Genomic DNA, 19121 nt, shown 5'->3' on the forward strand with positions numbered 1-19121 from the left:
CCTTGGGTGGGTGGATTCCGGCTTTACTTTGCGCTGAAAATCAACTACGTTTTTTCTCTTATCGGCGTCCATCCTTATTATATGGTTCGCCGCGACGCGGTTTGTGTTTCCCGGGAGCCCGGCACCTCCCCGAATCTTTGGTATGGAACCTCGCCGCCGTCGCTCAGCACGTTGTAACTTTCACGAATACAGGACAAAGGTCCGAAGGGTGGTTTTCTATGTTTGAAGCGGTCTCGCCAAAAACCAATTTCGCGGAGCTCGAAGAAGCCATTCTCGCGTTTTGGGCGGCGGAAGGCATTTTTGAAAAGTCCGTTGCCAATCGCGAGGGGGCGCCGGAGTATGTCTTCTATGACGGACCTCCCTTTGCCACCGGTTTACCCCACTACGGACACCTTTTGGCCGGAACCATCAAAGACATTGTGCCCCGCTATTGGACGATGCAAGGCCGCCGTGTCGAGCGCCGCTTCGGCTGGGATTGTCACGGGCTGCCGGTTGAGAACGAAGCGCTCAAAGATCTTCAGGAAAAACAGGGCCTGAGCCTTTCCGGTAAATACGATATCGAGCAATACGGCGTTGATAAGTTTAATGAATACTGCCGTTCCATCGTGTTGCGTTACACCAAAGAATGGGAAATTGTGGTCAAACGCATGGGGCGTTGGGTCGATTTTGAAAACAATTACCGCACCATGGATCCCTCTTTTATGGAATCGATCTGGTGGGTATTTAAGCAGCTTTGGGACAAAGATCTGGTTTACAAGGGTTATCGTGTGATGCCCTTCTCTTGGAAACTCTCCACACCGCTTTCCAACTTCGAAGCCAAAATGAATTACAAAGACGTGCAGGATCCGGCGGTAACGGTTCGCTTCCGTCTCGTGGATCGCGAAAACACGGCGGTGTTGGCGTGGACGACCACCCCATGGACCTTGCCCTCCAACCTAGCCCTCGCGGTCGGCCCCGACATCCAATATGTCGAGGTTGTCGACGAAGAAGACGGCGGGCACTTGATTTTGGCCGAGGCGCGTCTGGCCCACTATCGCAAGGTAACCAAGAAATCGCTCGAGGTGGTGAAAACACACGAGGGGCGCGACTTGCTGGGCTCGAAATACCAGCCCTTGTTCGATTTTTTCGCCGAGGAAGGCGACTACAACGCATTTCAGATCATCGAATCCGGCCACGTCACCACCAAGGACGGGACCGGGGTGGTTCACATGGCGCCCGCCTTCGGTGAAGACGATTTCCACGCCTGTAAGGCGGCCGGTATTCGCATGGTCGACCCCGTCGACGTGGAAGGTAAATTCACCGCGCCGGTTTCCGATTTTGAGGGCATGAATGTCAAAGAAGCGGACCGCCACATCATCCGCGCGCTCAAAGACCGTGGGTTGTTGTTCCACCAAGGCGTGTTGAATCACAGCTATCCCTTCTGTTGGCGTACCGATACCCCGCTGATCTACAAAGCGATTGATACCTGGTTCGTCAAAGTCGAGGCCATCAAAGATCGCCTCCTCGCTTCCAACGCCCAAATCACCTGGGTGCCCGAGGCGATCGGCACACGCCGTTTCCATAACTGGCTCAACGAGGCCCGTGACTGGAATATTTCCCGCAACCGCTACTGGGGCACCCCGCTGCCGGTATGGGAAAGCGAGGACGGAAGTGACTTCATCGCGGTGGGTTCCGTGGAGGAACTGGAGCGATTGACCGGTGCCCAGGTGGACGATCTCCACTCGCATTTCATCGACAAACTCACCATCGAAAAAGACGGCAAAACCTATCGCCGTATCCCCGAGGTCTTCGATTGCTGGTTTGAATCCGGCTCCATGCCTTATGCGCAAAAACACTATCCTTTTGAAAACAAAGAACAAATGGAAGCGAATTTCCCGGCCGACTTTATTGCCGAGGGTTTGGACCAAACCCGTGGTTGGTTTTACACGCTCACGGTACTGTCCACCGCCTTGTTTGACAAACCCGCCTTCAAGAACGTGGTGGTGAACGGGTTGATTCTGGCCGAGGACGGCAAGAAGTTGTCCAAGTCCAAGCGCAACTATCCCGATCCGATGTTGATCATCAACAATTACGGTGCCGACTGCCTGCGTTCTTATTTAATCAATTCGCCGGTGGTTCGGGCGGAGCCGCTTAAATTCTCCGAAAAAGGCTTGACCCAAATCTACCGCGGCGTTGTTTCCCCGCTGTGGAATGCCTACAGCTTTTTTGTAACCTATGCCAACCTCGACGATTACCAGCCCGAGGGCGATTTGACCGGTTCACCGCACGAGTTGGACCGCTGGATTATTTCCCGGTTCCAAAGTGTGGTCGCCGACGTGACCCGCCACATGGAGAACAATCTGCTCTACAACGTGGTGCCCGAACTGGAAAATTTTGTCGATGAACTTACCAATTGGTACATTCGCCGGTCCCGTCGTCGCTTCTGGCGCTCCGACGATCCGACCGAACAGCGCCACGCGTTTAACACGCTCTACTACATCTTGGTGAACTACGCCAAAGCTTTGGCGCCGCTGATGCCGTTCCTCTGTGAGGCGATTTATCGCAACTTGGCGATGGGTCAAGGCCCCGAAAGTGTCCACCTTTGTGATTATCCGGTTGCCGACCAATCCTTGATCGATACCGTCAACGAAGAACGCATGGCTTTAGCGCGTCGCGTCGTTGAGATGGGTCGCTCCTTGCGGGTCGCCCACGATTTGAAGGTGCGACAGCCCCTGGCCGAGATTAGCGTGGTTCCGCCGCAAGGGGAAGGCGCGGTCATTGATGCCATGGCCGCGATCATCAAAGAAGAACTCAACGTTCGCACGGTGAATGTGCTGGAGGACGAGACCACCTTGGTCCACTATTCCGCGCGTCCGAACCTCAAAGCCCTGGGGCCGCGATTGGGTAAATCCATGAAGGTGTTGAACCCGGCCATTCGTGGTTTGGAACATGCCGCCATTCAGGGGCTTCTGGACCGTGGAAGCATTGAGCTGGAAGGCCACACCTTGACCGTGGACGATTTCCTTATCGACCGCAACACCCGCGAGGATCGGGTGGTGGCGACGGAACGTGATTTGACCATCGCCTTGGACACCCATCTGACCGAATCGCTCCTGTTGGAAGGTGAGGCCCGTGAACTGGTGAACCGCATCCAAAACCTCAGAAAAGAGGTTGGTTTGAATGTAGAGGACCGGATTAAGCTGGCGATCCGCGGTGAAGGCGTCGCGGGTTGTTTGGCACAGCACGCCGCCTATATCCAGGAAGAAACCTTGGCCGTGGCCCTTAACGAGGGCGATGCGACCGCGGAAGCACACGAGCGCGAGATTAACGGCAAAAAAGTTTGGATTGGCCTGGTTAAGGCCTAGCCGCCGAATCGCCGTTACCCATGGTTTTGAACGCCGCCCTCCTTCGTGAGGGCGGTTTTTTGTTTTCGGGGTTGTGGTTGGGCTGTGGTGACCAATCCGGTTGGGGGTCGCCGGGTCAATTGTGGGTAACCCGTGGCGGTGGGAAAGCCGTTAGCCCGCATTTCTCACAAGGATTCGTCGCGAGAAGCTAAAAGCCTTGTGAGTGCGAAGATTACGACCGAGAGACGGCGCAGGGGTCCGACCTTTTGGCGTAGCAGCGCTACGCCGAAGGCGGCGCGACCGAGTAATGCGGAAGGCCGCCCCCTCGTAATCGCAAGGCTTTTAGCTTCGTAGCAGAATTCCTTGTGAGAAATGCGGGTTAGGGGCACCGGATCAATCATGGGTAACCGGTGGCGGTGTGCGCGAGGCCGCCGCGCATTTGTGGGCCGTGCATGACGGTGTGCGTGAGATCGCCGGTGCGACGGAGGGTATTGTGGTGGCCGGGCTTTTTGCGCGCTGGGCGGTCCGGCTTGGTGTGACCGTTTTTGGGTACGCGACGCACCTTTCGTCCGCGTTCCGATCAAAAAAAAGAAAGTGACCCGTGATGGGCTCGAACCATCGACACCCTGCTTAAAAGGCAGATGCTCTACCAACTGAGCTAACGGGTCATCACAAAACGGCCAAGAAATAAGAAAAAGCCGCCGAAGCGGCTTTGAACTTAAGTACCCCCAAGGGGATTCGAACCCCTGTCGCCGCCGTGAAAGGGCGGTGTCCTAGGCCTCTAGACGATGGGGGCCTAAGGTTTAACATGTTGACTCGAGAGTACCCCCAAGGGGATTCGAACCCCTGTCGCCGCCGTGAAAGGGCGGTGTCCTAGGCCTCTAGACGATGGGGGCTTAAAAGTGGTGACCCGTGATGGGCTCGAACCATCGACACCCTGCTTAAAAGGCAGATGCTCTACCAACTGAGCTAACGGGTCATACCATTTTTAGCGCTCTCCCCGAGCAACGAGACGTAATAATAATGGAAGGCCGGTAAGGCGTCAACCTCTTTTTTTAGAAAAAAATAGGTTTTTGTCGGCGTTGTTCGGAGCCCTTGGCTACCAACCGTTTGCGGCATCGTGTAGACCGAATGACTGCTGTGAGTCGTCCTTAAGGGGTCGTGTTTGGCACCCATCGGCCGGCTTGTTTTGATCACCCCCGCGGTCCGCCGCCAACTGATTTGGGTGAGAAATGCGGGCTAGAGTTCCTGGAGGTGGGTGGCGATGTAGTCGTCGTCCGCCGCGCGAATGTCCCAAATACCGCGCACGTCGAATCCGGTTGGCCGCGGTTCCGGCGGTTCTTGTTGTGGTTGATCGGCAAGACGGATTTTGAGTTTTTGCCACCAGGTGGGTTTTGGTGGGGGTTCTAAGAGTTTTTTGACCTGATCCATGTGGGCGACCGCGTATTCATACCCGATCTCCACGGCGCGCTCGATTTGGGTGAAGGCCGACCAGTGGATTTCCTTTACCGGGGGGCGCCAGTGAAGCGTCGCCGGTTCGGTTTGCAATTCGAGCAAACGCAATTGCGCAACCTTGTTGGCCTGGTTGATCATCGAAAAACCCCGTTTGGGGTTGAAGTCAGTGGTGTAGTCGTCCGAAACGTCCACGGCGATGACGTGTTTGGCGCCCATATGAAGCAGTGGGCGCACGGGAATTTTGTTGATCCAGCCGCCGTCGATGTAGATTCGATCACTCGCCAAAACGCCAGGGAATACGCCGGGAATCGCCGCGGAGGCCATGATCGCGGAGCGAAGGTAACCGTCGTTAAAAACGACCTCGCGTGCCTGTAGGAGGTCGCAGGCTAGGGCGAAAAATGGGATTTGGGTTTGTTTGAAGGTTCGGTCGGGAATGACCGCGCTGATTTCCGAGCGGAACTCGTCAAAGGGCAGGATCGCACCGGTGGTGAGAGAGCGGCCGACAAGGATGCCGTGACGCATTCTGGCGGCAAAAGAGGTGCGTCCGTCGTCGTTACCCCGTTCGGCGGCCTGGATTACCTTAAATCGGGCGTTGTTGAACTTGTCGCTTTTGAGGTGTGAGGCAAAATCGCGGGTGACCTGGTCCGCGTTCTGGTTGAGAGAGAAGCAGGCGCCGACCACGGCCCCCATGCTGGTGCCGCAGATGCCCGCAATCGGGATTTGGTGCTCTTGCAAGGCGCGAATGATACCGAGGTGGGCAAAACCACGCGCGGCTCCGCCGCCCAAGGCGAGGTAGATGCCTTCGTGATGCGTCAAGGGAGCCGTCATGACGGGTAACCTCCGTTAGGGATTAAAACGCGGCCGGGCAGCTACGCAAACCCAGCACGATGATGAGGAACACACTGCTTAGCCCTAAAACCACGGGCACATTGAAATAGGACTGTGCCGATGGGGGGCGCCGCGAGGGCGGCGTGCGCAAGATGTTTTGAAAACACAGCGGGCAGAAGACCTGGGTTCCATAGCGGGCTTTCAGGTCCGCGCGCATTTCGGGATCTAGATAATCGGCGTATTTCGCCAAGGTGCGCACGTGTTGTGGGCAGAGGGTGTCGCCGCACTGGGTGCATGCGATATCGCCGAAGGCACATTCCGGGCAATCCCCGTGGGCGTGGGGTTCGCTCGTTGCGGCGTCCCGTTTGGTTGCGCCGAAGTACTGGCGCAGTTCCGCCCCGCATTGGTTGCATTGGTGGCGAATAAAATGTTGGGTTTGCGTGCTCTGAATTTCAATCATCCGCCCCTGGCAAAGGGGGCAAGCTAGGGTGTCGTCATGCTTCGGGATGGTAAGGGGCCTCGGCAATGTTTTCGATTTCTTGTTGGGTCAAACCCAGCTTGAGCAGGTGGGTGGTGGCACCTTTGATTGATTTCTTTTTGAGCACGCAGATCTGCAAACGTTTGGTCCAGGCGCGAATTGCCTTGTTGCGATAGTTGTCTTCCTCGGAGGGAAGCAGTTTCATCTTCTTTTCGTAGAGGTAGCCCAGATTGTTGGCCGCGGGCGAGTGGAAGGGGTCCAACTCCAGGGCGCGTTGGTAGGCATCCTCGGCAAGTTCAAAATCCATGTTGCACTCGTAGGCGATGCCGAGGTTGTTGCAGATTTCCGGGTGTTCCGAGTCGAGTTCGAAAGCCTTCTGTGCGTGATTGAGTTGCTCGTCGACGTCTTTTTCGCGTTGCGCGAGTTTGGAGAGGCCGAGATGGGCTTGTGCTTCCTCATCGTCCAGTTCCAGCGCGGTGTTGAAGCATTCCTCGGCTTGTTCGAGTTTTTTCTGTTGGATGTTGAGGAAACCCAGCTCAATCCAGGCGTCGAGGTTGTGATCGTCGATGGCGATGGCGTTTTTGAAGTGGCGGTCGGCCAGCGGGAAGTTGTGTTCTTTTTGGGCGAGCAGACCCATGTTGAAGTAAGCAACCGCGAGTTCTGGTTCCAGCTCGATCGCGGTGGTCAGGTTTTGACGGGCTTGGTCGTGGTCGCCTTTTTTGATCCAAAGGTAACCCAGTGCGTTGTAGACCTCGGCTTGGATGCGTTTGATGGGTTTGCACATGAGCAGCTTGGTGAGTTCGGCCATGGCGAGGTCGTAGGCTTCCATGTCCATGTAGGCCTCGGCCATGAGGAACAGATTGCCTGGATCGTTGGGGTTCACAAAGGTGGCTTTGCCGAAGTAACGCAGGGCTTGTTTGAAGTCGCCGCGTTCGAAATGAAGGGAGGCGTAAGAATGGCAGGCCCACACGAAATAAGGCTCAAGTTCGAGGGCTTGATTGTAGCTGTTCATCGCCTCGTCTAGTTCGCCAACCTCTTGATGGCACATACCCTTAAGCCGAATCGCACGGCCGGTTTGGCCAGGCTTTGCGATGGCTTTGTCACAGTATTCGAGACAGGCTGGGAAGTTGCCTTGGGCGTGTTCGATTTGGGCCAAAACCTCATAGGTCTGGCGATCAATCTGTTCTTCCTCGTTATGTTGCACTAGGTTGAGGAGAATTTTTTCGCCGTCCTCGTCGTGTTCGAGGAAGTAGTGAACCAGGGCGAGGTTGCGTTGCGCGCCGTAGTCGCCGGGGCGCTCGGTCAAAATGCGTTCCAGTTCCTTGAGTATTTCTTCAAGGATGTGCGCCGTGTCGAGGCTGCTGGCGATGATAAGTTCGTAATAAAGGTTGGCGTGGTTGGGATCTTTGGCGAGGCCGCGGCGGGCATAGGTGATGCACAACTGGTGGTAAGACCGGATGTTGAATGCATAACAAACCTGGGATAACAGCTCCACGTTTTCAGGGTTTTCTTTTAATTCTAAAAGAAGTTGTTGGAGATCGTCGTCGAAATGCCGCAAATCCAAGCCCATGCATGTCCCTCGTTTTGTGTATTGCTCGTTTTTTGTTGCCCGTCGATCCACGTTTGGGAGGGGGGGTGAGACCCGCGCCCGGAAGGCCGTTGATCGAATCGTGCGATGGTGCGCTCGGAAGGTGGTGTACGGCAAGATCGCGACACATTGGGAAGGGCGAACGGCACGGCCGCTCGCTTGGTCGATGGGCTCACGATCAATCAAGTGAAACGAGGTAGTGGCCAAGTTTCCTGAATTCAAAGTGCTGCACATGTTTTCATAGGGCGAGAAGCGCCCAATGAGCTGGACCGAGCGTTGAAGCTTCATGATCTTACCATTAAGCATTTGAGATTCGCGCTGACAAATTTTCCAAATTCCAAATATCCCGCCGGCATGGGGTGCCCCGTCTCTGTGAAAGCGGCCGATCAGCCCTTGTGGGTGCCGCGTTTCGGTGTCTTTTTGGGTGTGAATGTCGGGGTTCCTTGTCCTGTGTTTAACCTAAAGAAGCGCGGTAACTCGCGGTGATTTTAGCTAAGTATCCGGGCTGCAACGGCTTGTGAAAATGCTCGCCGCACCCGGGGGGTGCGGTCGGGCGCGACCTAGGCTCGCTTTTTCCAAGCCATTTCGCTCCAGATTCTTAGCCAAAATCCCTCGCTCTTATCGCGTCTCTTAGGTTTAAGGGTTTCTGCGCTTTGCCGATAGGCATCTAGAGTTCCCTTGACGGGAGCGTGGTTGCATCGGGGATCATCGCATGCGCGCGTGGTGCGAAATTGATACCCCCTGTGTTGAAAATGTTGAAACATGTGATGTAAATCAGTGCATTGCGTGGGTTTTGTTGGTTCCTCGGTCTGTTGGAATGAGCGCCCACCTTTTCATGGTATATTTCCATGTTTCGGGTCGAAAAAGGTTCTCAAAATGCGAGCTTGATCAAGAATCCCCTTTCGTTACAGCCTTTTAACTTGAACAAAAGAATTGCTTACGATTAAGATGTCTGGAAACGGCATATTACTAACAAACCGCACATTGTCGATGGCACAGAAAGCATGAATCAGGAGTCCGGCACATGGGGAAACGAATTCTTCTCGCTGATGACAGCGCCACCATCCAGAAGTTGGTGGAGATGGCTTTGGATGATACCGATTACCAACTGACCTGTGTGTCGGATGGTCAGGCCGCGGTCAACCAACTGCCGCAAGTTGAGCCTCACTTGGTGCTTGCGGATGCGATCATGCCGTTTCTGGATGGATACCAGGTGTGCGAACGAATCAAAAGCGACCCGCGATTTGAGCACATCCCGGTCGTGCTGTTAACCGGTCGATTCCAGCCTTTTAATGAGGCGTTGGCCCAGCAGGTCAAGATCGACGAGCGGGTGGTAAAACCTTTTTCCCAGGAGCAACTGATCGCGCTGATTGAGCGCTATGTCACCAGCGATGCGCCTGCAGAGCAAGACGGCGAATTGTCGGTGGCCCCGCCGCCCGGTGACCTCAGCCTTGCCGAGGGTGAGGAGGATTCGGTCATTGACCGCGCCGAAATTTCCTTTGCTGATTTAGATGTCGGGAGTATGGACCCGGTTGCCGAGGACGCGCCCGAGGCTATGGGTGGCCTTGCCGACATGGGGGGCGAAGGTGTCGACAGCACTTTGCGCATTAACCCCGAAACGCTGCGGGCCGAGGCTGAGGCGTTGCGAAATAGCGTGCACCACGAGGAAGGAAGTGTCGACGATACGGATGAGTTAACACCGGGAGAACCTGCCGACGCTGATGAAACGGACGAACCCTTCGGCGATGTTGGTTCGTTCGGCGATTTTTCGGCTGAGTCCGATTTGGTTGAAGAAACGCCCGCGCCGCCGCTCGATGAAACGGCGCTTGAGGATGCACCGCTCGATGAAACGGCGCTTGAGGATGCACCGCTCGATGAAACGGCGCTTGAGGATGCGCCGGAGGAACCCGCTTTGGCGGAAGAGCACGAGGCGTCGCTGCTGGACGATTCGCAAGACAAAAGCCTCGACCTCGACGAGAGCGAGGCCGAGGAGGAACCTGGGCTCGGTTTTGAAGAAGATGACTTTTTACCCCGCGAAATGCCGGTTACCGAACCCATTCCGGTTGTGGCGGATGAGGCCGTTGCGTCTGAGGAAGCGCCCGAGGATGCCGAAGACGCCGTGCTGGACGCGTCCATGCCCCCCGATGATTCGCTTGAGGCGCTTGATGAACTCGACGAGATCGAAGAATTAGAAGACGAAATGATTGCTTATGACGATCTGGAGTCCGCCGACGACTTGGATGCTCCCGTGGAAACGGATGAGCGCGAAGCCGCCCCGCCTGATGAGCGCGAAGCCGCCCCGCCTGATGAGCGCGAAGCCGCCCCGCCTGATGAGGGCGAAGCCGCCCCGCCGGTTGCGACCGAAGGTGGCACACCGCCGGACGAGGATCGTTTCTTGCCGCTTGAGCAACCCTCGCCCATGGACGATTATGTTCCGCCCCCCGAGTCCGAGCGTGAATACCTTCCGGTTCGTGATTTTAGCGAAGAAGACACCATGGAGCTCACCACGGCTGATTTGGAAGAAGCCGGCCTGGATGATTTGGCGGAAACGGAACTTCAGGATATCGAACCCGAACCACTGCCGTCCTTATCGGCGCCGAATGAAGAAGCCATTGAACTGGACGATGCTGATTTGGTCGATGAGGCGTCCGCGGTTGATCAGGAAGAAACCCAGCCGGTTGAGCGGGGTGGTGAAGATTATGACACCGCGCCGGTTGCCGCCGAGTCCCCGGCAGCGAACGACGAGGACGACTTGCCGATGGTTGCCTTGGATGAGCCCATGGCTTCGGAGTCCGAGATTGCGGAAGACGACGAAGAGGACGCGCTGGCCGGTACATTGGATGAGTCAGTCGATGCCGAGGGTTTGGATTCGCTCGATGAAATCGACGATATTGAGGGCTTGGACGAACTGGACGAACTCGATGAGATTGATGAAACAGAAGAAACCGATGCGTCTGACGAACTTGACCCCGGCGATGCTTTAGCCGCTTCCCTAGATCAAGCTGATGAGTCGCTTGAACTGGATACCCGCGACAGCGATCCTTTTGTGGCCGCGCCCCTTGATCTCGGTGCCGATGCCACGCCGGTTGAAGTAACCGAGTCGGTGCTTGAGGACCCCAACGAGGATGACGTGCTCGCGGTTGAAGAAATCGAACCCCCGTTAATGAGCGACGCGGTCGAGGATGTTTCGGCCCTCGCCGAGCCGGACACCAACGGTCTATTGGATGAAGCACCGCTCGATGCGGCGCTTGATGAGGGGCCCCTTGATGCCTCTTTAGAAGAAGACGAAGACCTGTTGGATCTGGATGAAGCGTCCACGGAGGCGCCCGCGCCTGAGCCGGTTGCACCGGAACCCGTCGCCGTTACCGCGCCCGCTGAGCCCGCGCCCGCCGCGGCACCGGCGCTTTCGGCTGCCTCACTGGATGAAAAACAGCTCGATCTTCTGGCGGATAAGGTCGCCGAGCGCCTGCTCAATACCGATGTACCGCAAAGTATCCGTGAGATCGTATGGCAGGTGGTTCCCGAGTTGGCCGAGGCGATGATTAAAAAACGGATCTACCAATTGGAGCAGAGTGTCGACGACGAGTAGACACCCAACCCCGCCGGCTTTATGGGGATCCACTATAAAGGTGTGAGTTTTTATGAATGCCATCAAATGCTTTTTGTGCGGCTTGGTTTTGTGCGCGCCCTTGTGGGCGCTTGAGCCGACCTTACCCCCCGGTCGCATCCAATTTAAACTGGATTTTTCCCTGTTCGATGCGGACGAATACCTGGACCGTCGCAAAATAAAAACCCCGATCAGTACCCTGTCGCCTTACGACGAATTCGAGGCGCGTGAGGGCAAGTTCACGGTGAATTACGGTTGGGGCGAAGGCATTACCCTTGTCAGTGAAACGACCTGGCGGGACCAAGAACTATCGGGTGCTGCCGATTCACCCACGGCCTCGGGGGTTACCGGCGTTTATCTGGCGATGCGCCAAACCTTGTCCGGCACCCGCGACGGCACGCGTTTTATGGCGGAAACCGGGGTGTGGTATCCCGTTGAGGCCGATCAGGACGAAGCCTTTGCCTTTGAATACGAAGCCTTGAATTGGGTTTTTGTCGCCAGTTATAACCAAGATTTTTTTCCCACTTCCGGTGGCTTCGAAATGGATCTGGGCTACCGGTTTCGCAACGAGGCGCCCGACGACGAATACTTCTTTGATACCGCGCTTCGGTTAAACGTGCCCCTTATCGGATCCCTGCGTGTTCACTACCATGTGGTCGAAAGCAAAGATCGCACGACCACCGACTACCCCGTGACCGCCTACCCCTTGGACCGAGGCAGCCAAATCCTGGGTTTGTCACTCGAACGAAAAATCGGTCGGCTTGATGTGCGGGTGGGTTACGAAACGACCGTGGCCGGCCGTAATCAGTTTGATCACAGTGGTCTAAAATTTGGGCTGAGTTGGATGAGATAACCCTCGGCCTGGTTTTTTAACACAGGTCGCGCCCTGGCTTTTTCCATGTCTTAGGCACGATTTTTTCGCACGTTCCTGGGAAATTCGATAGAATACTGAACGATCCGCCCCCCAAGAAAGCGCAGGAGTTTTGTTCATGGGAAAGAAACGCCCTGAAGATCCTGATGAAGAGAAAACGATTCCCGACCAACTCTACAAGATTGCGGAAGAGTCCGAGGGCGGTGCGGCCCGTGTGATGGATCAGGTTGAGATCTCCATTAACAATTTTGAGGAAATCAAACGGATTTCCGCCGAAATGCTTTCGGCGCTGGTTCGTTCGGAAGAAGGGGTGATGTCCACGGACGAAATCATCGGCCGCCTCGAGGATATTCTCAGTTATTCGGAAAACGGTTTGGAGAACCTCGACGGGATTCTCGATCTTTACCAATATCAAGACATTACCCGTCAAAAGCTGGAGAAAGTCGGCCACCAACTGATCGATGTTTCCGAGTACATTCGCCGCAAGTTGGTGCCGGATGTTACCCGCTTGGCCCATATTCCACCCTCGGGTAAAGACATCTTGGACCGCGATGCGGTTGATCCCGACTCAAAAGTCGACGATGTCGAAGACATCATCGCCCAGTTCTTAAAGAACCGCGCTTAACCCGTATCTCTCACAAGGAATTCTGCTACGAAGCCGAAATCCATGCGATTACGAGGGGGCGGCCTTCCGCATTACTCGGTCGAGCCGCCTTCGCCTCAGCTGCTACGCCGAATGGTCGGCCCCGCGAATGGTCGGCCCCGCGAAAGGTCGGACCCCTGCGCCGTCTCTCGGTCGTAATCTTCGGACTCACACGGCTTTCAGCTTCTCGCGACGAATCCTTGTGAGAAATACGGGTTAACCCAAAAAAGCGGCGAGGACCCTTCAGGGGCGCAACGACTTGGTTGTTTCCTTCTCTTTGGATAACTTGAGCTTGGCGTAGTTTTTAAGAGAATGGGTGTACTCGCTGTCGAGCGCTTCGTTACCCAGGTACACCTGAAACAGTTTTTCGGCCTTGGGGAAAAGTTCCAGGGCCGACCGTGTGTGGCGGTCGTGTTTCATCAAATAACGCCACGCCAGCTTGCCGTCCTTGATGTACAAAACCTGGTGGGTCAGCTTGCGTTGAATTTCCGTGCGGTGTTTTGCCGCTTCATCATGGGGGATTTTTTCCTGCTGGAGATAGGTGAAAAAGTCGTCAATGAGCGCATCGTCCGCCTCCCAATCAATGGCGGGGTTTTCGTAGAGTTCCGGGCGGGTGGTCGCGAAATTAAAAAAGGCGTTGTGGTCGTCGGTGAGGGCGTCCACCTCGGACGGTGTTTCTTTGAACGCCAAGTAAACATCCGGGGTAATGCCGCGAACCTCGACCACCGTGCGGCCGTGGACGGTGCGGAACTGAGAGGGTTCGCCTTCCTCAAAGTAGTCTTTTTGCGAAGACTTGGGATTGTAATAGGCTTCGAGTGATTCAAAGCTGCCCTGGATATTGCGACCAGACGGGGTGAAGTAGCGGGCCGTTGTCAGGGCCAACCCTTTTTTGCCGTCGGCGATGGGGAACACGCTTTGAACCAAACCTTTCCCCCAGGAGTTCACGCCGATGATCAGGCCGCGGTCATGGTCCTGAATGGCGCCCGCAACAATTTCGGAAGCACTGGCGCTGCCACGGTCAATAAGCACGACCAAGGGCGTTTGTTTGACGATGGAACTTTTTTCCGAAAAGTACTTTTGGTTGGCACTGGTGAGGCGGCCCTCGGTGCTGACGACCAACTTTTCGCCAGGGACAAACAGGCTGCTGACCGCGATGGCCTGAGGGAGCAGGCCGCCGGGGTTGCCGCGCAGGTCGAGTACCAGCTGCGCCATGCCGGCGCTTTGAAGTTGAAGAATGGCACTTTCAACCTCGGCGGCGGCTGATTCGCCAAAATCCTTGAGTGCGACGTAACCGGTTTTTTCGTCGAGCATGAACGAGGCGCGCACATTGTTTGACGGGATTTCCGCGCGAAACACCTCGACCTCGACTTCCTTCTCCAAACGGGGTCGGGACAAGGTGATCCTTACCCGCGAACCCTCCGCGCCGCGTAACAAACGGATGGCGTCGTACAGGTCCATATCGGCGGTTTTTTGGGTGTCGATCTTGCGGATCACGTCGCCGGCCTGAATGCCGGCCGCGGCCGCGGGGGTGCCTTCCAGCGGTGATATCACCGTGAGTTGTTTGTTTTGATAGCCGACCATGATGCCAATGCCGTAAAAAGAACCGGCTTGATCCTCGCGCAGGGTGCGGTAACGCTTGGCGTTATAAAAGTTGGAGTGGGGATCCAGTTGTGACAAGAGGCCGTCAATGGCGCCTTCCACCACCTTGGCGGGGGGCGCCTGCGAGGCGGCGTTGGCCTCAACGGTGATCATGATTTCGGCCAAGGTGTCTAGCGAGTCGTAGACCACGTGCGCATCATTTTCGGGAGAGTCGACAAAACCGCTTCCAAAGATGGTGAATAGCCACAAAAGCGTCCATTTTGTCGTTGTCATACAACCCTCCTCCGAAGTAGGCCCATGGCGGGTTCGGGGTCAACGCGTGTTCCCGACAGGTGGTCGGGATGGGGAAAACCCGCATCTTCACATACTAATACAGTTAATGAAGCCCTTTCGAGAAATGTCGGCCTATGTAAAGGAAATCTCAAACTTTTCTTTGGGATTGCCCTAAACCCCTGACGCATACAGGAAACGCGGCCTGATTTCGGGTTGCCGTTTTTGGTTGGGATGTCTTGGGGATGGTTTGGTTATGGGGGATGTGGGTTCCGGTGGGGTTGGCTTGGGATTCGATATTTCTCAGGATAAAAGGATGAAAAGAGGATGAGTGATCGGCGGTAGTGCCCTGTTGGGCCTCCTGGCGCATGCGGATGAGGCCGTCGCTTCGATGATTTTCATTTCGTTCTACTTGATGTGTGTTGCGCAACATGCATAAATTGAGGGGTTTAGGGTGGGTGCTTGGGTTGTTTTTACGAGCGATCTCGAGGGATCTGGTTGGTGAATGAGCCACGTTCAAAAAACAGGGAGCCAGGTGGACCCAGCCATCCGCGGCGCCTCTTTGCTCGGTGGTAGCAAAGGGCCGCCCGCCAATCCTGTATCTATCGAGAGATCCTGAGAAATTAAGCAGCCAAGTGTTGCAAATCCATCCCTTTCTCAAAACATCCTGTTCCTATTGGGGGGATTCAGGTATGATTTCGCGCTGTTGATCGCGGGTTTCACATCCCGATAAGGTGAAACGCGTTGGAGGGGGCCTTTTGAGCGAGCCTGGACAAAACGAGACGGTACAAAGCGCGGAAGAATTTCTGGCCGAGCGCCGTCATCGAGATCGCCGCGGTTGTTTTTTACGCTTGCTGGGCGGCTGGTTTGGCCTAATGTTCCTGGTCATTGGTTTTATGGTGTTTATCCGTTCCCGCGTCGAGGACGACCCCGCCAAAGTGCGCGCTCGGGTCGAAGAACTGGTGCACATCACCCTCCCCGAAAACTTTGCCCCCCACCGGCGCACCGCCATTTTCGGCAACGAATCGATTGCGTTCTGGGATCAGTCGGTGCTGCGCGAGGACGGTCGCACCACCAGCTTGATTTCCATGTACCGCGAACCGTCCTGGGACCAACGTTCGGTTGAGGAACTTGAAGCCGAGATTGAATCGGAAATGGAAAAAATGCTTGCCCGCAACGAGTTTCACGTGCGCTCCAAGGCCGTGGTTCCTTTTGAAAACGGCAGGCTGTTTCGTTTTGTGGGCGTCGCCCAAGTTGAAGAGCGCCGCGAGGAAGCCGCCAGTTGTTTCCGCATCGTGGTCACCCCCGAGGGACCGGTCCGTTTTCAAACCCTGGGGATCATGCGCGATTTTGGACTGGAAACCCAGTTGGATGTGTTGCGCTCGGTCCGGCCCAAACCCTAAAAGCCATAAATTCACAGGTCTTGTCCTGGTTTATCCGAGGTTGCTCCGCCTCATTTTTTTCGGCGACGCACCCGTCTGTTCGGCCGGCAGCCCTTGGCGCCCCGGCCCGCGCCCTCTGGTTGGTTCATACCGGAATTTCCGGCGCCCTGAACAAGGGAACGGCCGCCGCTGACACCATGCTAGGATAAAACCGCTCTATTCCGTGCGCACCCTTTATCCCGGTAGGTACCGCCCGTGAAACCCTTCTCCCCTGCATGCGAACGCAATCAAGAACCCATTCTCGCGGTTCTCGCCGATTTCTTCGCCGACCGAAAACGGGTCCTCGAAATTGGCTCGGGGACGGGCCAACACGCGGCTTTTTTTGCACCGCGCCTGCCTTTCCTGACCTGGCAAACCAGTGATCGACGCGAGCATCACGCCGGTATCTTGGCCTGGCATGCCGAATCAGAAGCGGCCAACTTTTTGGCGCCGATCTACCTTGATGTCGAAATGGACCCCTGGCCGCGGGTGACCTGTGATGCGCTTTTTTCCGCCAATACCTTGCACATCATGAGCCAAGCCCAAGGTTGGCGCATGATTGAGAAAGCCGCCGCGCTGTTACCGCCCGGCGGTAAAATGGCACTTTATGGTCCCTTCCATTTCGAGGGTGCCCCCACCGGCGTCGGCAACGAACGCTTCGACGCCATGCTGCGCGCAAGCGATCCGCTTTCCGGGATCCGCGATTTTGAAGCCGTCCGCGATCATGCACAAGCGCACGGCCTCGCCTTTTTCGAGGAGGTGGCCATGCCCGCCGATAACCGAATCCTGACTTTTGTTCGCCAAGGTTAGCCTGAAATGACGCTTAGCTTTCGCTGGATTCAGTCCATGAACGAGGTGGCGCCCGCGGCTTGGGACGCACTCGCCGCCGCCCACGACTACCCCTTCCTGCGCTGGACGTGGCTGCACCACCTGGAGGCATCGGGGAGCGCCGTGATCTCCGAGGGCTGGCAAACCCAACATTTGCTCTGTTTTGATCAGGATCGCTTAATCGGCATCGCGCCCCTCTACCTCAAAAGCCACAGCCGCGGCGAGTTCGTCTTTGATTCCGAATGGGCTCGGGTCGCCCACCAGGTCGGCGTCACCTATTACCCGAAGCTCCTGGGCATGAGTCCTTTTACCCCGGCCGTCGGCTACCGTTTCCTTACCGCCGCCGACCGCGACACCCGCGACCTCAACCGCGCGCTACTGCGCGAAATTAACCGTTTCACCCAGGCCAAGGGCCTGTCCGGTTTTTCGTTCCTCCACGGCGACGCCGCCTGGGTTGAGATGATGGTCGAACTGGGCATGAACCCCTGGTACCACCACGGCCTGGTTTGGGAAAACCACGATTTTCAAACCTTTGACGATTACCTCGCCTCTTTTCGCAGCCACCAACGCAAAAACATCAGGAGGGAGCGCCGCAAAATCAAGGAGCAGGGCGTTGCCTTTCGCGTGTTTTCAGGACGCGATATTCCCGACGAATATTTTGACAAAATGTACCAGTTCTACGCCGCGACCTGCGTGAAATACTGGGGTTACAGCCATTACCTTAAGCAGGAATTCTTTCGCGGGTTGGCCGCGGATTTTCGCGAGCACACCGCCTTTGTTTGCGCTTATGTGGCGGGCATTGAATCACCCATCGCCATGTCCTTCCTGATTCATGAGGGCGATTGGGTGTTCGGCCGTTATTGGGGTTCCCTGGAAGAATTCGACTTTCTCCATTTTGAAACCTGTTATTACCAACCCATCGAATGGGCGATTCAACAAGGATTTCGCTATTACGACGCCGGCTCGGGCGGTGGCCGCCAGAAAAAAAGCCGCGGTTTTCCGGCGCAACTGAAGCCGAGCCTGCACCGCTTTCATTCACCGATCATGCAACGGATTTGGGCCGACAATATCGAACATCTGAATTCCGGCGAAATGATTCAAATCGAATTGATTAACGATTACAAAAAAACCGTCGCCCGCCTGGAGAAATCAGGCCTGATCGAGCGCTAACTTGCTGTTTTCAAATAGAGCTGTGCCATAAGGTAGACCCTTTGTGAGCGCCGCCCACCACGGGGCGGCGGTGGCGGTGATTGTGTTCACCCGGGTTTCGCGCTAAGGTGCGGGTTTAAGGTTTTGGGAGGTTCACACGTGCAACTGTATTCAGGGCACCTCAGTAAGATGGCGGCCACCTTGGGCGATCCGATTCAATACGAACTGCGGCTCGATGAATTAAAGGTTCCGCTTAACGGCTTCATCGGGGGTGAGATTCATCTTCGTTTTACCGGGCGCATCGAATGCTTCGGCTGCGGCAAAAAGATCAAAAAAAGTTACCAACAGGGCTACTGCTTCCCCTGCACCCAAACACTGGCGGAATGCGATATGTGCATTCTAAAGCCGGAGCAGTGTCACTTCGCGGCGGGCACCTGTCGCCAGCCGGATTGGGGTTTGTCGCGCTGCATGAAACCGCATTACGTTTACTTGGCCAATTCATCCGGCATGAAAGTGGGCATCACGCGCGAAACGCAAATTCCCACCCGTTGGATTGATCAAGGTGCGATTCAAGCCTTGCCGATTCTTAAGGTCGGCACCCGCTTGCTCTCCGGTTTGGTGGAGGTCTTGTTTAAAAAACATGTGGCCGATAAGACCAATTGGCGCCAGATGCTCAAAGGGGAAGTGGAGCCGCGCGATTTGCCCGCGTTTCGCGATGAACTCTTCGCAAAGAGCCAAGGCCTTATTGCCGAGCTACAGGCTGAACACGGCGAAGATGCGGTGACCCTGTTGACGGACGAGGTGCCGGTTGACCTGCGTTTCCCGGTGGAACAACATCCCACCAAAATCAAATCGCACAACTTCGACAAAACGCCGGAAATCAGTGGGACGCTGCACGGCATTAAAGGTCAGTATTTGTTGTTGGACAGCGGCGTGCTCAACATCCGCAAGTTTGGCGGTTACCACGTCGAATTCGAAGCTTAAACCTAAGTCGTTTAAAGTCAGTCGACCCAAGCAAAAAAAGGAGCGCACCTGGCGCTCCTTTCTCAATTTGGTGGTCC

The 19121-nt window shown here is 55.8% G+C and carries 12 protein-coding genes and 4 tRNA genes; 8 read left to right on the top strand and 8 right to left on the bottom strand.

Features of this window, described 5'->3' with window-relative positions; all coding sequences use genetic code 11:
- Positions 1–218 precede the first annotated feature (218 nt).
- Positions 219–3344: an isoleucine--tRNA ligase gene (gene ileS, locus J3U88_RS10290; protein ID WP_207858667.1), complete on the top strand. Its 3126-nt coding sequence runs from the start codon at positions 219–221 to the stop codon at positions 3342–3344.
- A gap of 574 nt (positions 3345–3918) precedes the next feature.
- Here ileS and J3U88_RS10295 read toward each other — a convergent pair.
- From J3U88_RS10295 to J3U88_RS10325, 7 genes are all read right to left on the bottom strand, one after another.
- A tRNA-Lys gene (locus J3U88_RS10295) sits at positions 3919–3991 on the bottom strand.
- A 55-nt stretch (positions 3992–4046) separates the two neighbouring features.
- A tRNA-Glu gene (locus J3U88_RS10300) sits at positions 4047–4119 on the bottom strand.
- 27 nt (positions 4120–4146) lie between these two features.
- Positions 4147–4219: transfer RNA gene (locus J3U88_RS10305), tRNA-Glu, on the bottom strand.
- 7 nt (positions 4220–4226) lie between these two features.
- Positions 4227–4302, bottom strand: a tRNA-Lys gene (locus J3U88_RS10310).
- A gap of 260 nt (positions 4303–4562) precedes the next feature.
- Positions 4563–5606 carry a patatin-like phospholipase family protein gene (locus tag J3U88_RS10315; protein WP_207858668.1) on the bottom strand — a complete coding sequence of 348 codons (1044 nt, stop codon included), beginning with the start codon at positions 5604–5606 and terminating at the stop codon, positions 4563–4565.
- A gap of 22 nt (positions 5607–5628) precedes the next feature.
- Complete coding sequence (locus J3U88_RS10320) at positions 5629–6066, bottom strand: hypothetical protein (protein WP_207858669.1); 438 nt, start codon at positions 6064–6066, stop codon at positions 5629–5631.
- A gap of 34 nt (positions 6067–6100) precedes the next feature.
- A complete protein-coding gene (locus J3U88_RS10325; protein ID WP_207858670.1) occupies positions 6101–7654 on the bottom strand; it encodes a tetratricopeptide repeat protein in 1554 nt (517 codons plus the stop codon).
- A gap of 1042 nt (positions 7655–8696) precedes the next feature.
- Here J3U88_RS10325 and J3U88_RS10330 point away from each other — a divergent pair.
- From J3U88_RS10330 to J3U88_RS10340, 3 genes are all read left to right on the top strand, one after another.
- On the top strand, positions 8697–11261 hold the full coding sequence (locus tag J3U88_RS10330; RefSeq protein WP_207858671.1) for a response regulator: 2565 nt from the start codon (positions 8697–8699) through the stop codon (positions 11259–11261).
- Positions 11262–11313: 52 nt separating this feature from the next.
- Positions 11314–12132: a hypothetical protein gene (locus J3U88_RS10335; protein ID WP_207858672.1), complete on the top strand. Its 819-nt coding sequence runs from the start codon at positions 11314–11316 to the stop codon at positions 12130–12132.
- Positions 12133–12268: 136 nt separating this feature from the next.
- Positions 12269–12775 (top strand): hypothetical protein, encoded by a 507-nt coding sequence (locus J3U88_RS10340; protein ID WP_207858673.1) that lies wholly within the window; start codon positions 12269–12271, stop codon positions 12773–12775.
- Positions 12776–13036: 261 nt separating this feature from the next.
- On the opposite strand, the gene J3U88_RS10345 is transcribed toward J3U88_RS10340, so the two are convergent.
- A complete protein-coding gene (locus J3U88_RS10345) occupies positions 13037–14665 on the bottom strand; it encodes a S41 family peptidase (RefSeq protein WP_207858674.1) in 1629 nt (542 codons plus the stop codon).
- A gap of 755 nt (positions 14666–15420) precedes the next feature.
- Here J3U88_RS10345 and J3U88_RS10350 point away from each other — a divergent pair.
- The 4 genes from J3U88_RS10350 to J3U88_RS10365 all read left to right on the top strand — a co-directional run bounded on the left by J3U88_RS10350 (position 15421) and on the right by J3U88_RS10365 (position 19044).
- Entirely contained in the window at positions 15421–16065 is a 645-nt protein-coding gene (locus J3U88_RS10350) for a hypothetical protein (RefSeq protein ID WP_207858675.1), read from the top strand.
- 234 nt (positions 16066–16299) lie between these two features.
- Positions 16300–16893: a DUF938 domain-containing protein gene (locus tag J3U88_RS10355; protein ID WP_207858676.1), complete on the top strand. Its 594-nt coding sequence runs from the start codon at positions 16300–16302 to the stop codon at positions 16891–16893.
- Positions 16894–16899: 6 nt separating this feature from the next.
- Positions 16900–18081 carry a GNAT family N-acetyltransferase gene (locus tag J3U88_RS10360; protein WP_207858677.1) on the top strand — a complete coding sequence of 394 codons (1182 nt, stop codon included), beginning with the start codon at positions 16900–16902 and terminating at the stop codon, positions 18079–18081.
- Between the two features lie 138 nt (positions 18082–18219).
- A complete protein-coding gene (locus tag J3U88_RS10365) occupies positions 18220–19044 on the top strand; it encodes a DUF2797 domain-containing protein (RefSeq protein WP_207858678.1) in 825 nt (274 codons plus the stop codon).
- Positions 19045–19121: the final 77 nt, after the last annotated feature.

Origin of the sequence: Acanthopleuribacter pedis (assembly GCF_017377855.1) — a bacterium.
Taxonomy (GTDB): Bacteria; Acidobacteriota; Holophagae; order Acanthopleuribacterales; family Acanthopleuribacteraceae; genus Acanthopleuribacter; species Acanthopleuribacter pedis.

Excerpts from the sequence above, each read along its gene's own strand:
- ileS (WP_207858667.1), top strand. The coding sequence starts at position 219 with ATGTTTGAAGCGGTCTCGCCAAAAACCAATTTCGCGGAGCTCGAAGAA.
- J3U88_RS10315 (WP_207858668.1), bottom strand. The coding sequence starts at position 5,606 with ATGACGGCTCCCTTGACGCATCACGAAGGCATCTACCTCGCCTTGGGC.
- J3U88_RS10320 (WP_207858669.1), bottom strand. The coding sequence starts at position 6,066 with ATGATTGAAATTCAGAGCACGCAAACCCAACATTTTATTCGCCACCAA.
- J3U88_RS10325 (WP_207858670.1), bottom strand. The coding sequence starts at position 7,654 with ATGGGCTTGGATTTGCGGCATTTCGACGACGATCTCCAACAACTTCTT.
- J3U88_RS10330 (WP_207858671.1), top strand. The coding sequence starts at position 8,697 with ATGGGGAAACGAATTCTTCTCGCTGATGACAGCGCCACCATCCAGAAG.
- J3U88_RS10335 (WP_207858672.1), top strand. The coding sequence starts at position 11,314 with ATGAATGCCATCAAATGCTTTTTGTGCGGCTTGGTTTTGTGCGCGCCC.
- J3U88_RS10340 (WP_207858673.1), top strand. The coding sequence starts at position 12,269 with ATGGGAAAGAAACGCCCTGAAGATCCTGATGAAGAGAAAACGATTCCC.
- J3U88_RS10345 (WP_207858674.1), bottom strand. The coding sequence starts at position 14,665 with ATGACAACGACAAAATGGACGCTTTTGTGGCTATTCACCATCTTTGGA.
- J3U88_RS10360 (WP_207858677.1), top strand. The coding sequence starts at position 16,900 with ATGACGCTTAGCTTTCGCTGGATTCAGTCCATGAACGAGGTGGCGCCC.